The organism is Cellulophaga sp. BC115SP, from assembly GCF_009905545.1.
GTDB lineage: Bacteria > Bacteroidota > Bacteroidia > Cytophagales > Spirosomataceae > Flectobacillus > Flectobacillus rivi.
The window spans coordinates 20,910-42,421 of record NZ_JAAALB010000029.1 but is presented as its reverse complement, the minus strand read 5'-3'; the positions used below and the strand labels follow the sequence as shown (position 1 = coordinate 42,421).

Here is a 21,512-nt window from a genome sequence, read left to right as displayed (position 1 = left end):
ATAGTTTAGTATTCTTTATTTCAGCACAGCATCGTTACCCTCGTATTTCAAATACTTAAATGTGGCGCTATTATCAGATTTTTCGCCATTGGAAGTTGCATACATCGCATATACACAGCCGACAAAGCCTCCTGAAAACTTGGTTGAAAGATGTTTTCCATCTTGGTTTTCGGCTAATACTATGAATTCTTTACCATTTTCTGAGATAGCAAAATCACATTTATCTCCTTTAGTAGCGATACGTAAGACTAATTTTCCATTACCAACTGGTAGTGTATTAATCAATTCTACGTCTTTTTTGCGGTGAACACTTTTATATAATTCTACTTGAGCCTTACCATCTTTAATAGATTTTGCCAAAAAGTAATAATGACTTTCGTCTTGATAAATCACCAAACCAGCTTTTTCTTTTTCAAATTTTGGAGAAAAAACGAGTTCTGTTTCTGCCAAACTAGTTAAATGTTGTTGACGTTTTCCCACAAATGAAGGGTTACCTAGTTCTGAAATAGTTTCAGGTTTCAATTTTAATGTCAATCCATTTTTAGAAGTTTTGAACGAAGTACTATCTACCGTACGCAAGTGCATCATCGAAAGGTCAAGCCCTTTATCAAATGTCATTGTATAAGAAAAATTACCGCTTTGAGGTAAAGCACCATTTTGCTTTACTTCTTTGATATTGGTTTCGTATTTGTATGCGATGGCTTTTTCTCCGTGTTCAATCATCGGCCAATCGTTTACCCACGTGAGCGGAGCAATAAACATTTCACGACCAGTGTTGTAATAATCGCCTTCATAAGGACGAACAGCCAAGAATATAGAATACCAGTTGCCATCGGGACCTTCGATAAATTGAGCGTGTCCTGCCGAAGTAATTGGATTAGGACGGTCGGCTGGTAACTCTCTTTGTGTTAGTACAGGATTTCCTTCAAAAGGTACATACGGTCCCCAAATATCTTTGCTACGCAATGCCACTTGCGAGTGATTGACCGAAGTTCCACCTTCTGCACAATACAAAATATACCAATCGTTACGTTTCATAATGTGAGGTCCTTCTATCCAAACAGGCTTTTTAGAAATATCCACACCACCATTTACTAATAGCTTTTGTTCGCCTACCACTTTCAAGTTTTTGTAATCAAACTCATACATTCTAATAGTTCTGTGCCCTGAATAGAGTGGTTTGTTGTCGGGAGCATCGCTGTTGTAAACGAGGTAGGCTTTGTCGGTGGCTTCGTCAAAATAAATAGATGGGTCGATGCCTCTAACTTGTGGTAACTTTATAGGATCACTGTAAGGTCCAGCAGGATTGGTGGCGGTAACCACAAAGTTTCCATCGTTGTCAATATCGGTACAAGTGACGTAGTAAATGCCTTTGTAATAAGTAATTGCAGGGGCAAAAAGTCCACGACTCATACGCTCGCCCATGAAATCCATTTGTGAGGGACGGTTGATAACATTCCCAATTTGTTTCCAGTTTTTCAAATCACGGCTATGCATAATAGGCAATCCAGGGAAATAGGAGAAAGTAGAATGAACTGAATAATAATCGGCTCCTACTTTTACAATACTTGGGTCAGGATAAAACCCTGCCAAAACAGGGTTTACTAAAGTGGTTTTCTGTGCGTTTGAAATGCTAATTGCAAACAGATAAGTAAGTACTAAAAAGAATGCTTTTATTTTCATGTTTGTAAAATGTCTATACTAAAATTTATTTTAATGAAAAAGTAACAACTTTGCACCTCTGCGCAGCTACTACTCTTTCGATGTCCTATTTATGATAATTATAAGTTAACTACCGATGTCCCTCAAATTCATTTTTCTAACCATTGACAAAGCGTTTTCCCAAGAATTTCCTGCTGCTTGTCTATAACACAAGACCAACTTTTTTCTGTCTTTCGAAAAGCCAACACAAGAGAGCAAGAGTAGGCAGGAGATATAGATTATTTTCATAGTTATATTATTGTGAGATTGTTTTAAGTCGAAATACTAAATTCTTATAAATCAGCTAAATGTTAACCTTAGTTACCATTTTATGGTTTAGCTTGACAATATATAATTAACTCTGCTATCTTCAATAGGTATTTTCTGGTGTATGTTTATGCAACAAGATAGATAGGTTCGATTATACATATACGTATCTAATTTGTATGTATATTTTTCAGAAAAGCATGATTTACATAGCACTATAAAAATATGTAAATTATCAGTAATTGTATGAACAATTGTCGATAACAAAATCAGAGTTCATTTTAATTTTTATTGCACCGTGAAAGTAGGCGAACACGAAAAAAAAATGTAGCACAAATAATCAAAAAAGAACAACCAATGTTCAAACAAACAGTCGACTAATATATGAACAAGGCTATCGATTGTTATAGGATGGTATTAACTAGTGGATAGCTGGTACTTTCTGAATCAGAACAGACAAATCAACTTTTATCAGTCCTTGTGATACATTCATGATTTAAGTTCAGATAACCATTGAAAATAGCTATCAACTAACTCTCAAAAACAAATTAGTACCATTTAGTCAATTAATAGATAGTTAGTAAACTTTAATATATGGTACAAGTATAATTTACACTAAAAACTACTGTCAGTATAAATTGTTTGGTTTGGGTTATTTGTACCAGAAAAGGAGCATTTACGGTTCCTATTAAAAACAACAAATCTCCTGTTTCTAATAGCTTTATCCAGACGTGGACTACCACACCATCTACTAATTTTTCAAAATTAGGGCCTTATCAACCTTTAATTTAAGTTCTCCTATTTTAATTACTGTGCCATCTGGACGAGTAATCGTATGGTGTTTAGGAACTCTCATTACAAATCTAATGCCTTTGTCTTTCAGGTATTTAATCCAAGAGTGACCTATAAATTCTCGACCTCCAACAATATAACCTATTCGTTCCTTATCTAAAATTGATAGGCATAATTCCAATAAGTTTTTTCGGTCTTGTGTAGAAGAGTTGCCACTATTATCGTCCAATAATTCCCAATAAAGAGGTATCTGAAAATCTCCGTAACCAACTACTATCATTAGGATATTGAACTGTGTTTTTCCAAAATCCCATTCTGTTCTATCTATGCAAACTCGAAGTTTTTTCTTTGCTGGAACAAGACAGTTCAATAAGATTGCTACTTGATGATAATCTATTTCTACTTCACGAAAAAAATCCTGTATTCTTATCTCATTTGAGCTAAGTTTGGCATCGTCATTTAAGTGATGTGCTATTTCACAAAATTGTATGGCACGGGCCACCCCGTTTCCTATTTTTTATCAATCCTAAAACAAATGCCCCTAGAAATTTTTTCCGTGCTAAATTCTTCACAATTTGGGCTTTTGATACAACACTTGTAATTTCGTCGCTGAGCCGTTGGTTCATAGGAAGTGATGTGTTTTTGAAGTTTGGTCGCTACAAAAATCTCACTCCCTTTTATTTTTAACAATTTTAGCTGGGTCGAGTAGCATCATACTATATTTTAAATAATTTCTCGATGTGAATCGGTTACAATTTTGTAGTAAGATGCGTATATCTAATCATTTCGACACCTAAGAGGCAATGATCAACTACCTTAAATAGGCTCTGACACAAATCGATAAAAATATGGAACGTTATTTGTTGTCACAGTAAATATTTTCAAGTCTCTGTAGAACGTTCAATTCCACTATTTTCTTTTGAAAGGTTGCCCTCACAAATTCTCGTTTAGAAACAGTTTCTTACAATTCAGGTGTATCCTTTAGCGTAAACCAGCTGATAACACAGCTATGGAACTCAGCTTCCGTACAGCCTTCTTAATATCTACCAAAACCTATTGAAATCTTCATGGTCGGAGATTTTACACTATACAAATTAGAAGTGGTATTTAATAAAATGAGTGATAACGATACAAAACGACTCTCTCGATTGACTGCAATTCTTACGCAATTGCAAACGAAACGACTTTTGACAGCTACTAGTCTTTCAGAAAAATTCAAAGTTAGCATCAGAACAATATACCGAGACATTAGGGCATTAGAACAAGCAGGTGTTCCAATCATCACAGAAGATGGAAAAGGGTATTCACTTATGGAAGGGTATAAAATTCCACCTGTAATGTTTTCGGAAGAGCAAGCCAATGCGCTCATACTTGCAGAACAATTAGTTTTGAAAAATAAGGATATCTCCTTTATTAAAGACTATACAGAGGCTGTTGACAAAATAAAAGCGGTTTTAAGGCAAGTTGATAAGGATAAAGTTAATCTACTTTCTGAAAGAACGAGGTTTGAGCAAAATTTAAACAGAGAGCGAAATAGTAACAATATTTCGCAGTTACAACAAGCGCTTACTAATTTTTATCTGGTAAATATGGACTACACGGATGAGCAAGGCAAGGTAACACACCGAATAGTTGAGCCATTTGCTTTGATTAGTACCACCGAGAATTGGTTGCTAATTGCTTGGTGCCGTTTGCGCAAAGAATTTAGGTACTTTCGCCTGGATAGAATAACTAAGCTACAAGTACTACATGAGCAATTTGAACCACACAAAATGACCTTACAGGAATATTTTGATAAATTTCACTAAGTCCGTTTTGACCCCTGACATACTGCTGTCATCAGCCCATTCTACTTTTGTAATGACAAACAAATATTAACATAATCAATATGCAAAAGACATCATTTGACCCATGGGCTTGGGGAAAAAACACCAATTCAGTACAAGCAGTAGAAGCTAAAAATGTAGAGGGAACCCTTTACTGTTCAGGACAGGTAGCCATTGATGAAAATGGTGTACCAAGTAGTGCAGATATGCGTAATCAGTTAGTTCAGACCATTGCCAATTTGGAACAACTTATCTATAAATCGGGCTATGAATGTAAGAATATCGTAAGACTCAATGTGTATACCACCAATACCAATGAATTTTTTACAACTTGTATGGACGTGTATGTTCCTTTCATTATGAAGCATGGGCTTCAGCAAGCGACAACATTACTTGAAGTGAAGGGTCTTTTCGCTACATTAACGGTAGAGTTGGAAGCTACTGTCGTAAAATAATATCAATCTTAGCCAACAAAATTAGAGATAATTTTGTGAATGAGTGTTTATTTCAATCTATAATACTAGCCGTAGAGTTGCAATGCTTTACGTCTCTGGTTCAATAATAGCCACTCATTCACAACTTACCATTTAAAATATCAATGCTGAATTTGTGACTGTAAATTTTTAATTATCCTACCATTCTGTTACCTCCAAACAGTCTTAAAAAGGAATCCATATCACTGTAGTAGTAATGTTTCGTATTATTTTGTTAAATAATACTATTTATGATAGTATTATTTGTATTATTTTACTTAAGTAATTGTGTCATAAATACACGTTGAGTTGTAGATGATGAATAGCTGTGTCATAATCATTTATAAATTTTATTAACTATTATATTTTGGCTTTCAATTCCTTGCATAACAGTGATTTAGAAATTTGGCAATCCTTTAAAAAAGGAGATAAGATTGCTTTTGCCAAAATCTATCAGTTACACGCCAAGTCATTATTGAATTATGGTGTAACGCTTCGAATCTCCTCAAATTTATCAGTTGTAGAGGACTGTATTCAAGATTTATTTCTGGAACTATGGCAAAGCAGGGAAAACCTTGCTGATACAGATGCTATCAAGTTTTATCTGTTTCGTGCGCTCAAAAACAAGCTAATGCGAACAGTTAAATATGACTTTTCGAGAAATACGGATGAAATCGACGAACTATCAGGAGGAGACCTCTTTGAGGCTTCTATTGAGAGAATTTTGATTGAAGAAGAGAGTCAAAAAGAACGCCTAGAGAGACTTAAAATAGCCTTCGATGGACTATCTCAACGCCAACGCGAAGTCATCAATTTAAAATACTACCACCAATTCTCAAATACTCAGATAGCCGAAATCATGGAGCTAAATTATGCTTCTGTGGGTAATCTCATCCAAAAAGCATTGATGTCCTTACGTCAATCTATACATATTTCTATTCATTTTTTCCTACTTATTTTCTCCTCATTTATTAGATAAATCACTGATTTATTATCACTTAACTATTTTTCAATAGTTGATGTATAAATTTTTTTCAAAAAAATAGGATATATTTTTGTTATCCATGTCATTCTATAATTGACAGCTATGAACTACTCTCATTATAATACCATCGATTTTGTGAAAGACGATTTTTTTTGTCGTTGGGTACAAAATCCCGATAAACATACCAATACATTCTGGCAAGATTTTATGCGAAAGCATCCAGAAAAAAGAACGGTGATTTTAGAAGCAAAATCACTAGTGAAAACGCTTGGTACTATGCAAACCACACCTATTGATGAAGATGCTTCTCTTGAACGAATGTGGAGTGGTGTAGAACTAGAAATGCAAACGTCTGAAGCACCAAGCTATTGGCGAAGGTTTCAATGGCAGCTAGCAGCATCAGTATTATTACTGATAGGACTAGGGTATTGGACAAACTATTATCAGCGAGAGGATAGAAATTATGAAATTCCTCAGCTAGCGAATTATAATAGAGAAGTTGAATTTATTGAAAATCAAAATACCTCTAATCAACCCATGAGTATTAAAATGAGTGATGGGTCGGAAATTGTTCTCCAAAAAAATACTCGTATCAAATATCCAAAAGTATTTGAAAAGACTAAAAGAGAGGTCTATTTAGTAGGAGAGGCCTTTTTTAAAGTGAAAAGAAACCCACAAAAACCATTTATTATTTATACCAAAAAGTTAATTACTCAAGTACTAGGGACAAGCTTTACCATCAAAGCAAACCCTGATATTGAAGAGGAAAGGGTCATAGTAAAAACAGGGAAGGTGTCAGTGCTCTCACAAACTGAGCTAAGCAATCAGAATAGTAAAAGTAGTATTACGAATCCCAATACAGTTATCGTTACGCCGAATCAAGAAGTGCTTTATGAGTTATCAAAGGCCAAGCTAGTGAAGAAGATTGTAGAAACACCAGAGATACTCACAGAGGCTTCTGATAGTCAAACATTTATATATCAGAATGCTTCTTTGGCTAGTGTGTTTTCAGATTTAGAAAAAGCTTATGGAATCAAGATTATATATGATTCAAAGCTCTATGAAGATTGTACAATTAATGGCAATCTGTCGGACGAAACCATGTTTGACAAGTTGAACAGTATTTCAAAAATTACAGGATTAAGCTACCAAGTATTTGATGCTCAAATAATTATATCAGGACAAGGATGTAATTACTAACAATTAACAAATGTCTTTTTTAAACACTATAAAAACCTACAAACAACTATGATTCAAAAAGTTTCTAATTATTCCTAATAAAAAAAGTCGGCAAATGTTCGCACCATTTACCGACTTTACATGATTCCCGTTGAAGCAACTTTAGGCACTTCTCTCTAGGAAGTGCATGGGAATATTTTTGTCAATTTTTCGAGAAAAACAAAAACATTACAATTTATGAAAAAAAATCTATTAACGTTAGCAACGTTACTATCCATTATGAAAATTTCAGCTGGACAGATATTTATTGCGATTATTTTCACAACGCTGTCATACGCAAGAGATGCTATAGGACAAGATATGTTACATAAAAAGATAACTCTCCATATTCAAGAAAAAGGGTTAATCGAAGCTATTTCTGAATTTGAAAATACCGCAAAAGTAAACTTTTTCTATAGCCCTAATAGTATAGGTGCTAAGCGAAAGATTAGTATCAATGTTAAAAATAAGGAATTAAAAGAGGTGCTAAATGAAGTATTCACACCGCTTGGAATTGGCTACGAAATTCAAGGGAATAGGGTTTTGCTAAAAAAGTCCAATACTCTTTCCGTAAAAAACGACGAAAATATAGAATCTCAAGCTGAATATCTGGAACAAGCCGTTTCTGGTACGGTAGCCGACGAAAACGGAGTTCCTTTGGTTGGGGTAAATATTAGCATTAAGGGAACGACAAGAGGTGCAGTAACCAATGACAAAGGACAATTTAACATCAATGTACCAAATGGCTCTAGCATTTTGGTGTTTTCGTACATAGGATATAAAAAGCAAGAAATCCTAGTGGGGAAAACAACAGAGATCAATGTAAAGTTAGTTGCCGAACAACAAAGCTTAGATGAAGTGGTAGTTGTGGGTTATGGTACTCAAAAGAAAATAAATCTGACAGGTTCTGTTTCAAACATTTCTTCCAAAGAAATAGCAGATAGACCCATTACACAATCGTCTCAGGCATTAGCAGGTCTCATGACGGGTGTCTCGGTATCGCAAGGTTCTGGACAGCCAGGCAATAACGGTGCAAGTATTACGATTCGTGGTATTGGCTCTTATGGTGCAGGTGGTGGCGCCTTGATACTTGTCGATGGATTAGCAACGTCAATTAATGATGTTGACCCTAACAACATCAAGAGTATTTCGGTATTGAAAGATGCAGCCTCAGCGGCTATGTATGGTAGCCGAGCTGCCAATGGTGTAATCCTCATCGAAACTAAAAGAGGTGAGTCTGGCAAAATGAAAATTAGCTATAATAGTTATGCTGGCTGGCAAAACGCCACACAACTCCCTGATTTTGTAGAATCTGCTGAATATGCCAAGTTGAGAAATGAAGCAAATATTAATGCTGGCGCAGGCGCATCTTACACAGATGCTGAAATTGAAAAATTCAGAAACGGATCAGATCCAGACAATTACCCTAATGTTCCTCACCTCAAAAACCTACTAACTTCAGGAGATGGTTTTCAGAGTAACCATAACCTAAGTTTTATGGGAGGAAATGATAAAACACGATATCTTTTTTCTATTGGTTATCTTCAACAAAATGGTATTGTAGCTAAAAACGGCTATTCAAAATATAATATCCTTTTGAATACAGATACCAAAATCAAAGATAATCTTACGCTAAAAGTGAATTTGTCGGGCTATACTTCCGAAAATCATTCTCCTCGTCAATATGATGGTGGTATGAATAGCATGATAAATTTCGCAGTAAGAGAAGGTCCTATTTATGCTGGTAAAAAATCTGACGGAACGTATGGATATCAAGATAATTATAGCCCTGAAGCATGGATGGCTAGTGAGTCTTTTTACAAAGGCACAAACAAATACTTTTTAGGAAGTAGTGAAATTGCTTGGGAGGTAATCAAAGGATTAACCTTGAGTGGTAAAGTTGGATATAATTTTTGGAGTTACTACAACAAAGACTATGCTTCAGAATTTGTGTTTAATCCAAACAAAACGGTAGGCCCTAACAACTTGTCGGTATCTTCTGGTCAAGGACAGCAATTAACTATGCAGTCGTTAGCAACCTATACCAAACAAATAGACAAACACTCGTTTACGATACTAGGGGGTGTTTCTCAGGAGCAATATGACGATTGGGGTATGTCGGCATATCGTAAAGATTTCCCTACGAATACACTCTATGAAATCAATGGTGGTTCTGCCACAGGTATGAGTAACTCTGGTTCTGCTTCGGCATGGTCAATGCGCTCATTTTTTAGTAGAGTGAACTACTCATTTAACAACAGATATTTGTTTGAAGCCAACATGCGTTCAGATGCAACTTCTCGCTTCCCAGCAAAAGGTAGATGGGGTTATTTCCCTTCTTTCTCGGCTGGTTGGATTATCTCAGAGGAAGATTTCTTGAAGAATGTTTCTTGGGTTAATACCTTAAAAGTAAGAGCAAGCTGGGGTAAATTAGGTAACCAAAATGTAGGAACATACCCATATCAGAATATTGTTTCGCTTGGGCAAAACTATTCTTTAGGTGGCGTTTTAGTTTCTGGAGCAGCTACTACCAGACTTAGTAACGCAGATATTACATGGGAAACTACTACCACTACTGATATTGGTCTAGATGCAAGTTTATGGAAAGGTAAGTTAGATTTTACGTTAGGTGTTTTCAAAAAGCAAACTTCTGGGGTGCTTTACAGTGTAGCTAGTTCTGCCACTTTGGGTCTTAGTACTTCGCCAGTTAATATTGGCGGTGTAGAAAATACAGGTTTTGAGGCTAGCTTAAACTATCATGCAAACATAGGAAAAGTTAAAATCGGTATATCACCCAACTTTACTGTTGTTAATAATAAGGTTACTGAACTTGCCAATGGACTTCAGCAAAATATTGGAGCCAATTTATTTGTTGGGCAGTCTTTGGGCGTTACTTATGGTTATGTTGCTGATGGCTTATTTAAGGATGCTGATGACGTAGCTAAGTATCCTCAACAACCTTATTCTGCACAACCTGGATTTATCAGATTCAAGGATATTAGTGGTCCTAATGGTGTACCAGACGGTAAAGTAGATGCAACTTACGATAGAACATTTATCGGAAATACCGTACCAAAATACAATTTTGGGCTAACCCTCACTGCTAATTATAAAGGATTTGATTTCTCGATGCTAGTACAAGGACTTGCTGGTTGGCAAAAACAAATGAATAACTATCAGGCATTTGCCTTCTTTAATGGTGGTCAAATCCAAAGATGGCAAGTCGAAAACCGTTGGACAACAGAGAACCCAAATCCAAATGCGCTTTATCCAAAACTAACCAGTCTTAATGAAGGAAGTGGTATTGTTCAAGCATCAACATTTTGGAATAGAAACGCTAGTTTCGCAAGATTGAAAAACTTACAGGTTGGCTATACATTTAGTAATGAGTTGATGGAGAAAATGAAGATTGATAGACTCAGAGTGTACTTTAGTGGGCAAAATCTCCTTTCAATTAATTCTTATTATCAAGGATGGGACCCAGAAATGGCACAAAATGGCGGGTTCTACCCCCTCACAAGTGTTTATACTTTTGGTGTAAATGTATCATTCTAAATTATACTGACATTTTTTTCTAAACGATTGAGAGACATGAAATTAAAAAATATATATTCAAAACTACCATCTTTCAAAATAGGCTTATTGTTTGTGCTATACTTTTCGATGGTAGCTTGTAAAAGTGACTATTTCGATAAGCAACCACTCGACTCTATTTCAGATGGTACTTTCTGGAAAACAGAAAAAGACGCAAATCTAGCTTTGATTGGATGTTATAATATTGGAGCAGGTTGGTCTGGAGAAGATTTTTGGAATGCAAGAGCCGTGTTTTATCTTGATTTGATGGCAGGGTTGGGTTCAGAAAAAGAGCTAATTCCTGACCATGTTACAGATGGTACGCTGAATGCTTCTTATTGGGTAACGAATAGTTATTGGAGCAATACTTACAACAAGATTGCCAAATGCAATAACTTCTTAGACCATATTGATGCTATTCCGATGGATCAAACTAAGAAGAATATCTTAAAGTCTGAAGTTCGTACGCTAAGAGCTTATTGTTTGTTCAACCTTGCCCTATATTTTGGAGATGTGCCTTTGCCTAAAAAGCTATTAACCTTAGAGGAAGCAAACTCTATTTTGCGTACGCCTAAAGCTGAAGTGTGGACTTTTGTTGAAAATGAGTTAAAAGAAAGTGCCGCGCTATTACCAGCCACTCGTCCTAGTAGTGAAATGGGACGTATTACAGCAGGAGCATCTTTGGCTCTTTTGGGTAGAGTACAAATGGCAGAGAAGAAATGGAGTGATGCAGCCGTTACCTACAAAAAAATCATAGATAGCGGTGTTTATTCGATTGAACAAGGTGGCTTCAAAAAGTTATTCATTCAAACAGGTGAAAATAGCAATGAAATCATTCTTGCTTCGCAATACCATGAAGATACCTACAGCCATGTGTTTTTACAATATCTGTATCCTGAGACCTACGGAGGCTGGCACCAGTTTTCGCCCTATAACGAATTAGTGCAGTCGTACGAGTGTATTGATGGAAAAACAATTGAACAGTCTCCTTTATATGACTCAAACAATCCGTATAACAACCGAGATCCAAGACTTGACCAAACGATTATGATTTCTGACCGTGCGGTATTTAAAGGTGTAAAATACATCTCAAGACCAGAGTCAACTTCTCCTGATAGAATGAGTCGATACAATTGGAGTGGCTATTGTGTTAATAAGTTTATGGATTCGACCTTTGCTGGAAACCTGATGAATTATGGTGGTAACTTCACTTTGATTCGCTACGCAGAAGTACTTTTAAGTTATCTTGAGGCAAAAGTAGAAGCTGGAGATGCTATCAATCAGGCGTTATTAGATGAAACAATCAACAAAGTGAGAGGTAGAGCTTCAGTAAATATGCCACCTGTGAAAGTTACAGATGCTGCCTCGTTGAGAACTATCTTTAGAAGAGAACGTAAAGTAGAATTAGCATTTGAAGGAATACATTATTATGATATTTTGAGATGGGGCACTGCCGCAACCGAACTGAATCGACAGTTTACAGGCATGAAACTCACTAATTCTCCTTCTACCTACAAAGATTTTCCTGTAGATAATCAAGGGTTTTTACTTTATCAAAAAAGAGCTTTTGTCGCTGGAAGAAATGAATTGTGGCCAATTCCTCAGTCGGAAAGAGACATTAATAAAAACCTTACACAGAATCCTGGATATTAATATCATTCATTAATTCATATCTCTGTAACCTCTTAGCGAATGAAAACATGTTTTCATTCGCTAAGTTTTTTTAATTAAAATGCTCAATAGAGCTAATTCCATGAAAAAAATATTCATACTACTTATTCCCTTCGTATTGCCTGTTTGTTTGTACGCGCAAGAGAAAAATCCATTGCCAGCCATTCCAAAGCCTAAACCCGTTGATAGCGAAACTCTAGGAGATTGGAAAACATTTCCAGAAATGAAACTAGATATTCCTATCGCCAAAGGCCCGTTTGAGCCTACATGGGAATCGATTGAAAAAAACTACCCGGGCACTCCTCAGTGGCTTCGTGATGCGAAGTTTGGTATTTGGGTTCATTTTGGCCCACAATCAGCAGGGGAAAGTGGCGACTGGTATGCCCGTAATTTGTATAAATCGGATAAAAAAGCGTATACCAATCATTTAAAAAGGTACGGACATCCATCAGAAGTTGGCTACAAAGAAGTATTACGTGACTGGAATCCCGTTAAACTCAATCCAGCGCAACTCACTAAAATATACAGAGATGCAGGAGCAAAATATCTGATGATTCAGGGCGTACATCACGATAATTATGATTTGTGGAATTCAAAATATCAGCCTTGGAATTCGGTCAATATTGGTCCTAAGCGTGATTTGATTGGAGAATGGGCAAAAGCTTGTAGAACTGATGGAATGCGTTTTGGCGTGACCTTTCACCATGAATATACATGGTGGTGGTGGCAAACAGCCTTTGGAAGTGACAAAGAAGGCGAGAAAAAAGGGATTCCTTACGACGGACACCTCACGCTTGCCGATGGCAAAGGAAAATGGTGGGAAGGCTATGACCCCCGAATGCTTTATGGTATCGACCTCCGAGAATACAAAGGAGTAGAACAAAATGCACATACTGATTGGTCGCCATCACCAGCAGGTATTTTTTCAAACCATCTTGACTATGCCAAATGGTACACCACCAATTGGGCTTTACGAATGATGGATGTTGTAGAACATTATGACCCAGATTTTATTTATACTGATGGCACTGTACAAGGTCCTTTTACAGGAAATGGCACAGGAACAGGCATAAAAGCCGATGCCATGCAACACGTAATTGCTGATTTCTACAACCGTACACTTCAAAGAAGAGGTAACGTAAATACTTTCAGTATTGTAAAATTCCGCCATAATACCAATGGTACGGTGAATACAGAAGAATTTGGCGTTCCTGAAAAAATTAATACCGCTCAAACTTGGATTGCCGAAGCACCAGTTGGAGACTGGTTTTATGCCCCCGGTTTTACTTATGATTCAGGAATGATGATTAGATATGTCATCGAAGCCATTGCACGTGACGGCAATGCCGCACTTTGTATTTCTATACTACCAGACGGTTCTTTAGACGAAGGCAGTTTAAAAATGTTAAAAGAAGTAGGCGTTTGGATGCGTAGAAATGGCGCTGCTGTATATGGTAGCAAAGCTTGGAGTATTCCTGGTGAAGGCGAAATTATCAATAATAAATTGAAAATGTTACCAGGGGGTGGATTAACGAAAAGACACGCCGAGTTTAAATTCAATGAAACAGATTTTAGATTTACGGTTGGCAAAGATAACGCACTCTACACTTTCTGTATGACAGTACCCGCTCCGAATACTACTATTAAAATAAAATCTTTGGGTGCAAATGCTGGTCATTATCCTCAAAGTATAAAGAAGGTTTCTTTGCTTGGTTACAAAGGCAAACTCAATTGGAAACAAGAAGCTGATGGCTTAACCATTACCTGTCCTTCAAAGATGCCTTACGAAACTTCTGTAGTTTTTAAGGTAGAATAACCTTAATTTTTTGTGGGGTGGTTTTATGTATCACTGATACATAAAATCACCCCACAAAAAGTAATTTATCAAATTAAAGATTATTAGGAACCCTATTACATCGAAATAGCAAAAGATTCTAATGGTAGCCTAACTTTTACTGCATGTGCATACGGGTCATTATTCTCATCTCGGTAGCCCAAAGCCAATAATACCACGCTACGCAATCCTTTGTCTTTCAAGCCCAAAATGTCATCAAATTGTGAAGGTCTAAAACCTTCCATCGGCGTAGTATCAATCCTTAGCTCTGCGGCAGCAGCCAAGGCTGTTCCTAATCCGATATAGGCTTGTTTAGAAGCCCATATAAAATTTTCTTCATCAGTTTTCCCACTAATATTGGCAGTCAAAATATGCTTAAACTTCTCCAAGCTTTCAACCGAAACGCCACGAGTATCAGCCATTAGCTGCATGTAATCATCAACATGTGAGACAGATAATTGATCTATTGCCGCAAATACCAACAAATGGGAAGCCTCTGCAATTTGTGGGTTAAACCCTCCTTCACTAAGCTTTTGGCGTACTTCAGGATTTTCAACATTAATCACTCGGTATGGTTGCAACCCTGCCGACGAGGCCGAAAGATTGATGGATGTTAATATACTTTGTAAGTCATCTTGACTAACCTTTTTATCGCTAAATTTTTTAACAGCATAACGCCATTTTAAAGATTCTTGTAAGCTCATTGTGTTTAGTATTTAGTTGATTTTAATCACATTTAAGTATTTGTGCAGAATTAGGAGTAATAGTTTTTAATTGAAATTCATAAATTATATCTAGTACTGTATGAAGGTTGAGCTTTATCGTTAAAATATAATTGGTGTAGTGGTAACTCTTGCAGTTGTTGTGCCTACACCCCAAAAAACAATAAATAAGAACTCTTTTGAGCAAAATAAAAACCTTCGTACAGTCCTAAATTATATCACGTAGTTCTATAGAATTACCTGAATCGACTACTGAGTATTTTTTTATTGAGATAGTCTAAAAACCTCTACTAATCCTTTTTCTAATCCAATCGGTTTTCTTCCAATCAATTTTTCCAAATCATAGGTTAGCGTTTCAAAATGACCATTTTTGGTATCTACATTGAATCCTGTCAAGATAAAAACGATGAATTCATCTAGTTCATTCTCAATAAGTACTTGCTTAAATGTTTCTGGGTCTGCATCGGTATAAGTGATGCTTCTCCCCAAAAGTTTAGAAAGTGTATTAGCAATATCTTCATAAGAATACAGTTCACTGGCCGCAATCTCATAGATCTTGTTTTCATGACCTTCTTGCAACAAAACGTTGGCAGCTGCTTCACCCATTTCTCTACGCAAAGCAAATGGCACTTTCCCTTTACCTGCGGGTAGATAGAAGCCTTTTTCGTATAGTGTTTCTCCGCCGTAAAATGGTAAGACATCCATATACAAATTATTGCGAAGAAAGGTATAACTTAAACCACTTGCCACGATGTAATCTTCTGTTTCAAAGTGAGCTTCGAGACCCGCAGTGGCAGTCTCTTCAATATTTTTAAAGGAAATACCAGTGTACAAAATATGTTTTACCTTATTCTTAACGGCAACATCGATAACCCTTTTGTTCTGTTCTAGTCTATGAGGTACAATTGTCGGAATCAACAACAACTTAGTAATGCCGTTTAATGCTCTATCTAATGAATCCGTATCGTCAAAATCTCCAATACGTACTTCGATTCCCTTCTCTATGAAAGACTTTGCTTTGTGTTCATCTCTTGCTAAAATAGCAAATTCATGAGGAGCAAGATGTTTTAAAAGATGCTCGACTGTGGCACCACCAAGGTGTCCAGTAGCTCCTGTAACTAAAATCATAACAATTAACTATTTTGAGGGTTGAGATTTTCTAGATTCAACGTGGTTCTGAGTATCAATGCCGAAATGTGAGAGATGAGCTATGAATGCAAAATATTTAATCTCTCAAATTAATATAATAGCATCAGGTATTCAGCGCTATACCTTAGTCCAAAGATTTTAATATGCTTATTAGAAAATCATTGAAATATTTAACTTACTTCCAAAAGCCTAATAATGTATTGGTTGCAAAAAATTAGGTACTCTAATAAGCCGCAGTAAATCTTACTCTGTGATGCTTTGGAGACTCGATTTCGTCAACAATTACCACAGCCAAATCTTCGCCTGAGAGAACATTTTTTCCATGGCTATCTACAACAGGATAATCTGTTCCGAGACGATATTTCCCTGTTCTTCCTGTTGTGATACCTTGATGCATTTCTATAGCTGGACTAAAAAATATCCAATCCAATGTATCCTCTTGTTGGATGTAGTCTAAAAACTCCTTAGCTGCCTTCGCGCCAGGATAAAATGGAGAATCGCTAGGGAAAGTATCTAAAACTTGTGGACCACCTTCTGACACAAATAAGCTTCCCGCTCCTCCAATCGAAATAAAACGTTTAACTTTCGCTAATTTTGCTGCTGTCAAAATATTTTTTGAGCCTTCAAGAAACTCATTGTAAATATTTGGATTACTCCATCCAGGATTAAAAGCATTTACAACAACGTCATATCCTTTAATAGCTTCTACAAGATTAGAAAGTTCGTTTACATCTACAGCCAGATAACTTATGAGACTTGATAAAGACTCCTTCTCTCTTCTGGAAATGCCTAAAACTTGAAAGTTTCTACTGGCTAACTCATTGACTATGTGGTTTCCTACAAATCCTGTCGCTCCTATTACTGCTATTTTCATGTTATTAATAATTATGTTCTTCTTATACCATTTGTTTGGACTAAATCACCAAATTTTCCTTGTTGAAAATCAAAATAAGCTTGTCTAATTTCAGATTCATTATTCAACACAAATGGCCCATTGGTGACATAGGACTCATTATTTACCTCTCCTCCTAAAATCAATAACTCCGACTTTTGATTAGCTTTAATACTGATAAAGTCCCCGTCTCTTTCGTACAAAACTGATTGCCCAGAGGTAACATATTGTTTATCTCTGACCTCTAATTGCCCTTTAATAAGATAGATAAATGCATTTTGTTTAGGGTCTACTGGCAATTTTAATGATGAGCCTTCATTCATAGAGATATGCCAATAAATAACAGGAATCAATAATTTTGTTGCTGATTTTACCCCCAACACCTCCCCAAGAATAACGCGAATCGTAGCTCCTTCGAGATTAACAATACCTATGTCTTCCTTCTTGGTAAGCGAAGCTGTCGGCTCCGACTTTTTAAGTTTTGAAGGAATATTAATCCAGCTTTGAATTCCGTGAAATCGCCCTCCATTTCGGTACAATTTATCGCCTGTTTCTTCCATGTGCAAAGCGCCTTTTCCAGAAGTAAACTGGATAAAGTCTCCTTGTTCATATTGAAAATCATTCCCCAAACTGTCACGATGATGTGTATCACCTTCTAATATATACGTAGTAGGGATTATTCCAGCATGTGGATGAGCATCTACTCGAAAAGGTGTACCAGCTTGCAGATTTACAGGACCAAACTCGTCAAATAGAAAAAATGGAGATACATAATTCTGATAATTCCCATGAATTACATTTTTTAGCGTCATTCCTCCCATTTGAGCAGCTTTAGCATTCATAATTTTGAAAACGCTTCTCTCGTGCTGAACCAATGTTGATGAAGCTGCGACATTTTGTGTGGATGCTATTCCAGTTATCATAATTCCTGAGTTGATAATGAAGTCTCTTCTATCCATTTTTAGCTTATTTACTAGTTATTATTGAATAGTTTTCCCAAAAAATCTAAATTAAATACTGATAATGATTTGTGAGTCAGGGCTATATAAAGCATAAAAATAGTGCAGATTTGAGATTCATAATTTCAGGGGAATGGCAAAGTATCATTATTTTTCACAAAGCTTGGTTAAAAGTAGCTTACACTTCCAAAATCCAAGATGCTAAATTTTTGACTTCCATCGTCTTCCCTACACCTTACAATTCTACACTCTTGTCAGTTATTTTGTGAAAATAAATGTAAGAAACAACTAAAAATACAAAGGGTACACAAGGAACTAGTCCTAGTCCTATGCCATCAACTGTTCCATGAGCAATAATTCCTGAAATAAATGTAATACCAAAACCTACATAGGCCCATTCTTTTATTCTTGCTGGTACCATAGGAATTAATAAAATCAGTAGTCCTATGATTTTGGCAATTCCTAATTCAATCCTAAAGTAATCAGGGAATCCAAGATGTCGGTATCCTTCTATAAATTTTGGCTCTGTAAAATACATAAAAGCCGAAGATGCACCAGTTACCATGGCCAATACTGTGGTAATCCAATAGATAGTTTTGTTCTTTTTCATTCTGTTTTTTTTGACGAAATTATTTTATATTTGCTATACTTACAATAGTACTATACTTTTGTATAGTACAAAAAACGAAAAACCATGGAAATAAATCTTGATTTAGAAGCGATAAAAGGCTGTCCACAGTCATTTGTGAGGGCAGTCAATGATACTATGAATGTTTTAACAGGTAAGTGGAAGTTACCAATCATGGCATCACTCATCTTTGGGAAAAAGCGTTTTAAAGATTTGGAGCGTGAAATACCCAAAATTACTCCCAGAATGTTATCCAAAGAACTACGAGATTTGGAAATGAATGGGATTGTTAAACGCACCGTCTATGATACTATTCCTGTTGTGATAGAATATGAATTTACAGAGTCTGGCAGAAAATTTAAAAATGTGCTAGATGCAATGGTCGAATGGGGATTGGAGCATAGAGAGGTAGTCCTACATGAAAACTAATTTTAATTACTTGCAGTAGAGAAGATACGATGAGCTCAAAGTATAAACTAAAAGTGTAGCATCCTTAAATTCTATAAGCGATATCATAAATGGATTTGGCGACTTTTCTTTTTAATAAGCTTTAGAAATATACAGATTGAGCTCGTCTTAACTTTTTGATTTTCTTCATTACGGTGATAAAATCGATTTAACAAAAAGATATATACCCTTATTTCTGGTACAAGTATGAATAGAATTAGATAACACAAGCGGAGTGCTACCAATGAGTGGTTTGGACAAAGTGCTTCTTTCTAGTTTCACCTAAAATGATTACTCTCACAAGTCTTGACTAATAATTTTATTACGACCTTTTAAACAAAGTGTATTCGGACGTTTGAACAAAGTCGCTCTGTATTGAACCGCTTAATTTTGTCTCATCGAAACAATTAAATTTTTACGAAATGAGACAGAATAATTATCAAGGAGCATTACAATATCCAGTAGGATCTGGATTTAACGCTACTTCAACGACTAATGAGGTAATCAAAGGAATTGATCTTACTGGCAAGATTGCTATAGTTACAGGTGGGAATACAGGTATTGGTCTGGAAACTACCAAAACGCTTGCAGCTGCGGGTGCCACGGTCATCGTACCTGCAAGAGATATCGCAAAAGCCCAAAGAAATTTGGCAGGAATAGCCAATGTAGAACTGGAATCTATGGATTTGATGAATCCGCAATCTATCGACGCATTTGCAGAAAAGTTTTTGGCTTCCAACAGACCCCTTCATTTGCTAATCAATAATGCGGGAATTATGTGGGTTCCATTACGCAAAGATAGTCGTGGTATTGAGTCTCAGTTAGCTACCAATTATTTAGCACAGTTCCAGCTTACCGCTCGACTTTGGCCAGCTCTCAAAAATGCCAATGGGGCAAGAGTTATTAATGTATCTTCTCATGGTCATCAATTTGCACCATTTGATTTTGAAGACCCTCATTTTCTTCATCGTACCTACGAAACGCTACAGGCTTATGGACAGTCCAAAACGGCTAGCAATTTATTTGCCCTTGAGTTGGATAATCTTGCTAAGGACTTCAATGTGAGAGCTTATTCGTTACATCCAGGTTCTATCAACGGAACAGAGCTCGGGCGAGAAGCACCTTTAGAATTATTTCAACAAATGGGTTTTTGTGATGCCGAAGGCAACTTATTACCAGAAGTGGTAGCATCGCTTAAAACTATCCCTCAGGGTGCTGCCACTACAGTTTGGTGTGCTACAAGTCCTTTGCTCAATACAATTGGAGGAGTATATTGTGAAGATTGTGATATTGCGGTCTTGGCTTCAGATACGGCGCCTTCTCATGGAGTAAAAGACTACTCGTTGGATGAAATGAATGCCAAAAAATTATGGCAACTCAGTGAAGAAATGACTCATAACGCATTCAAAGTAGATTAAGGAGTAGAGGTAATAAAGAAAAGAAGAATGATTTTCTAAAATACACAGAAGATACTTTGATCAAAGCTAATACCTGAAAGCTAAAGTTATCCTTATTTTTGTGTTAAGGCACATTACGAAACAATGGAGTATAAAGCGAAATATATAACAGAGGATATAAAACTGTCCTGCTACGAGGATAAGTTTTTCAAGTCGGATATTATGTTCGACCATCACATGTTGATTTGGTTTATTTCGGGCGAAACAAAAATTGTACAACCCAACGCCACTTATGTTTTTAGGAAAGGGGATATTTTTTTAATTCCAAGAAATCAACTAGCTACAATTATTAATTATCCTAAAGATGGTCAGCCGCACAAAACGGTCGTCATGCACTTGTCTATTAGTAGATTAAGGGATTTTTATGCAAACCTAAACGTGATTCCAAAACCTTTGGAATCACACAAAATATATTGTTTCAATAACCATCCCTTGCTCGAAAGTTGTCTGGCTTCTTTAGTTCCGTATTTTGATATGCAGGAACTTCCAGCAGAAATAGCCAGCCTTAAGATTACCGAAGCTATTAGTATTCTCAGGACCATAGACCAAGGAATAGATCATGTTCTAGCAAATTTTGAAGAGCCAGGAAAGATTGATTTGGTAAGCTATATGGAAAAGAACTTTATGTTTAACCTTCCTCTCGAAAAATTTGGATATTTAACAGGTAGAAGCTTAACTACTTTCAAGCGTGATTTTAGTAAAGCTTTTCATACTACTCCACAAAGATGGCTTACTCAAAAACGATTAGAATTGGCTCATTATCAATTTGTGGAAAAAAAGAAAAGACCTATTGATGTGTGCTATGAAGTAGGATTCGAAAACTTATCTCATTTTTCTTATGCCTTCAAAAAGCATTTTGGCTATGCTCCCACCGAGTTGATGAGTCAAAGCTATAATCGATAACAGGAAAATTATTTT

General features: G+C 36.2%; 17 protein-coding genes. 10 read left to right on the top strand and 7 right to left on the bottom strand.

Annotated features, from left to right (window positions below; genetic code table 11):
- Nucleotides 1–15: 15 nt before the first annotated feature.
- Both GVN22_RS18590 and GVN22_RS18585 read right to left on the bottom strand, forming a co-directional pair.
- On the bottom strand, nucleotides 16–1,683 hold the full coding sequence (locus tag GVN22_RS18590) for a glycoside hydrolase family 43 protein (RefSeq protein ID WP_166552512.1): 1,668 nt from the start codon (nucleotides 1,681–1,683) through the stop codon (nucleotides 16–18).
- A gap of 1,036 nt (nucleotides 1,684–2,719) precedes the next feature.
- On the bottom strand, nucleotides 2,720–3,262 hold the full coding sequence (locus GVN22_RS18585; RefSeq protein ID WP_166552511.1) for a transposase: 543 nt from the start codon (nucleotides 3,260–3,262) through the stop codon (nucleotides 2,720–2,722).
- A 565-nt stretch (nucleotides 3,263–3,827) separates the two neighbouring features.
- Between GVN22_RS18585 and GVN22_RS18580 the strand changes: the two genes are divergently transcribed.
- From GVN22_RS18580 to GVN22_RS18550, 7 genes are all read left to right on the top strand, one after another.
- Nucleotides 3,828–4,568, top strand: coding sequence for a helix-turn-helix transcriptional regulator (locus GVN22_RS18580; RefSeq protein WP_370520441.1), 741 nt, complete (start codon nucleotides 3,828–3,830; stop codon nucleotides 4,566–4,568).
- A gap of 80 nt (nucleotides 4,569–4,648) precedes the next feature.
- A complete protein-coding gene (locus GVN22_RS18575) occupies nucleotides 4,649–5,041 on the top strand; it encodes a RidA family protein (protein ID WP_166552510.1) in 393 nt (130 codons plus the stop codon).
- 385 nt (nucleotides 5,042–5,426) lie between these two features.
- Nucleotides 5,427–6,038: an RNA polymerase sigma factor gene (locus GVN22_RS18570; RefSeq protein ID WP_166552509.1), complete on the top strand. Its 612-nt coding sequence runs from the start codon at nucleotides 5,427–5,429 to the stop codon at nucleotides 6,036–6,038.
- 108 nt (nucleotides 6,039–6,146) lie between these two features.
- Complete coding sequence (locus GVN22_RS18565) at nucleotides 6,147–7,244, top strand: FecR family protein (protein WP_166552508.1); 1,098 nt, start codon at nucleotides 6,147–6,149, stop codon at nucleotides 7,242–7,244.
- A 216-nt stretch (nucleotides 7,245–7,460) separates the two neighbouring features.
- On the top strand, nucleotides 7,461–10,817 hold the full coding sequence (locus GVN22_RS18560; RefSeq protein ID WP_205690956.1) for a TonB-dependent receptor: 3,357 nt from the start codon (nucleotides 7,461–7,463) through the stop codon (nucleotides 10,815–10,817).
- Nucleotides 10,818–10,853: 36 nt separating this feature from the next.
- Nucleotides 10,854–12,488 carry a RagB/SusD family nutrient uptake outer membrane protein gene (locus GVN22_RS18555; protein ID WP_166552507.1) on the top strand — a complete coding sequence of 545 codons (1,635 nt, stop codon included), beginning with the start codon at nucleotides 10,854–10,856 and terminating at the stop codon, nucleotides 12,486–12,488.
- A 100-nt stretch (nucleotides 12,489–12,588) separates the two neighbouring features.
- Nucleotides 12,589–14,322, top strand: a complete 1,734-nt coding sequence (locus tag GVN22_RS18550) for an alpha-L-fucosidase (RefSeq protein WP_166552506.1) — start codon at nucleotides 12,589–12,591, stop codon at nucleotides 14,320–14,322.
- Nucleotides 14,323–14,417: 95 nt separating this feature from the next.
- Here GVN22_RS18550 and GVN22_RS18545 read toward each other — a convergent pair whose 3' ends face one another.
- The 5 genes from GVN22_RS18545 to GVN22_RS18525 form a co-directional block, all read right to left on the bottom strand.
- A complete protein-coding gene (locus tag GVN22_RS18545) occupies nucleotides 14,418–15,044 on the bottom strand; it encodes an NAD(P)H-dependent oxidoreductase (protein WP_166552505.1) in 627 nt (208 codons plus the stop codon).
- Between the two features lie 282 nt (nucleotides 15,045–15,326).
- The gene (locus GVN22_RS18540; protein ID WP_166552504.1) at nucleotides 15,327–16,190 is read right to left on the bottom strand and encodes an SDR family oxidoreductase; all 864 of its coding nucleotides are present in this window, start codon (nucleotides 16,188–16,190) and stop codon (nucleotides 15,327–15,329) included.
- A gap of 244 nt (nucleotides 16,191–16,434) precedes the next feature.
- The gene (locus GVN22_RS18535) at nucleotides 16,435–17,085 is read right to left on the bottom strand and encodes an NAD(P)-dependent oxidoreductase (protein WP_166552503.1); all 651 of its coding nucleotides are present in this window, start codon (nucleotides 17,083–17,085) and stop codon (nucleotides 16,435–16,437) included.
- An 11-nt stretch (nucleotides 17,086–17,096) separates the two neighbouring features.
- Nucleotides 17,097–18,062 carry a pirin family protein gene (locus GVN22_RS18530; protein ID WP_166552502.1) on the bottom strand — a complete coding sequence of 322 codons (966 nt, stop codon included), beginning with the start codon at nucleotides 18,060–18,062 and terminating at the stop codon, nucleotides 17,097–17,099.
- A gap of 235 nt (nucleotides 18,063–18,297) precedes the next feature.
- A complete protein-coding gene (locus GVN22_RS18525) occupies nucleotides 18,298–18,672 on the bottom strand; it encodes a DoxX family protein (protein ID WP_166552501.1) in 375 nt (124 codons plus the stop codon).
- An 84-nt stretch (nucleotides 18,673–18,756) separates the two neighbouring features.
- Between GVN22_RS18525 and GVN22_RS18520 the strand changes: the two genes are divergently transcribed.
- The 3 genes from GVN22_RS18520 (at nucleotide 18,757) to GVN22_RS18510 (ending at nucleotide 21,497) form a co-directional block, all read left to right on the top strand.
- Nucleotides 18,757–19,119: a helix-turn-helix domain-containing protein gene (locus GVN22_RS18520; protein ID WP_166552500.1), complete on the top strand. Its 363-nt coding sequence runs from the start codon at nucleotides 18,757–18,759 to the stop codon at nucleotides 19,117–19,119.
- Nucleotides 19,120–19,559: 440 nt separating this feature from the next.
- Complete coding sequence (locus tag GVN22_RS18515; protein ID WP_166552499.1) at nucleotides 19,560–20,555, top strand: SDR family NAD(P)-dependent oxidoreductase; 996 nt, start codon at nucleotides 19,560–19,562, stop codon at nucleotides 20,553–20,555.
- Nucleotides 20,556–20,678: 123 nt separating this feature from the next.
- Entirely contained in the window at nucleotides 20,679–21,497 is an 819-nt protein-coding gene (locus GVN22_RS18510; protein WP_166552498.1) for a helix-turn-helix domain-containing protein, read from the top strand.
- The last annotated feature ends 15 nt before the right edge of the window (nucleotides 21,498–21,512 follow it).

Coding starts and splice junctions, on each gene's coding strand:
- GVN22_RS18590 (WP_166552512.1), bottom strand. CDS start 1,683: ATGAAAATAAAAGCATTCTTTTTAGTACTTACTTATCTGTTTGCAATT.
- GVN22_RS18580 (WP_370520441.1), top strand. CDS start 3,828: ATGGTCGGAGATTTTACACTATACAAATTAGAAGTGGTATTTAATAAA.
- GVN22_RS18575 (WP_166552510.1), top strand. CDS start 4,649: ATGCAAAAGACATCATTTGACCCATGGGCTTGGGGAAAAAACACCAAT.
- GVN22_RS18565 (WP_166552508.1), top strand. CDS start 6,147: ATGAACTACTCTCATTATAATACCATCGATTTTGTGAAAGACGATTTT.
- GVN22_RS18560 (WP_205690956.1), top strand. CDS start 7,461: ATGAAAAAAAATCTATTAACGTTAGCAACGTTACTATCCATTATGAAA.
- GVN22_RS18555 (WP_166552507.1), top strand. CDS start 10,854: ATGAAATTAAAAAATATATATTCAAAACTACCATCTTTCAAAATAGGC.
- GVN22_RS18550 (WP_166552506.1), top strand. CDS start 12,589: ATGAAAAAAATATTCATACTACTTATTCCCTTCGTATTGCCTGTTTGT.
- GVN22_RS18545 (WP_166552505.1), bottom strand. CDS start 15,044: ATGAGCTTACAAGAATCTTTAAAATGGCGTTATGCTGTTAAAAAATTT.
- GVN22_RS18540 (WP_166552504.1), bottom strand. CDS start 16,190: ATGATTTTAGTTACAGGAGCTACTGGACACCTTGGTGGTGCCACAGTC.
- GVN22_RS18535 (WP_166552503.1), bottom strand. CDS start 17,085: ATGAAAATAGCAGTAATAGGAGCGACAGGATTTGTAGGAAACCACATA.
- GVN22_RS18530 (WP_166552502.1), bottom strand. CDS start 18,062: ATGGATAGAAGAGACTTCATTATCAACTCAGGAATTATGATAACTGGA.
- GVN22_RS18525 (WP_166552501.1), bottom strand. CDS start 18,672: ATGAAAAAGAACAAAACTATCTATTGGATTACCACAGTATTGGCCATG.
- GVN22_RS18520 (WP_166552500.1), top strand. CDS start 18,757: ATGGAAATAAATCTTGATTTAGAAGCGATAAAAGGCTGTCCACAGTCA.
- GVN22_RS18515 (WP_166552499.1), top strand. CDS start 19,560: ATGAGACAGAATAATTATCAAGGAGCATTACAATATCCAGTAGGATCT.
- GVN22_RS18510 (WP_166552498.1), top strand. CDS start 20,679: ATGGAGTATAAAGCGAAATATATAACAGAGGATATAAAACTGTCCTGC.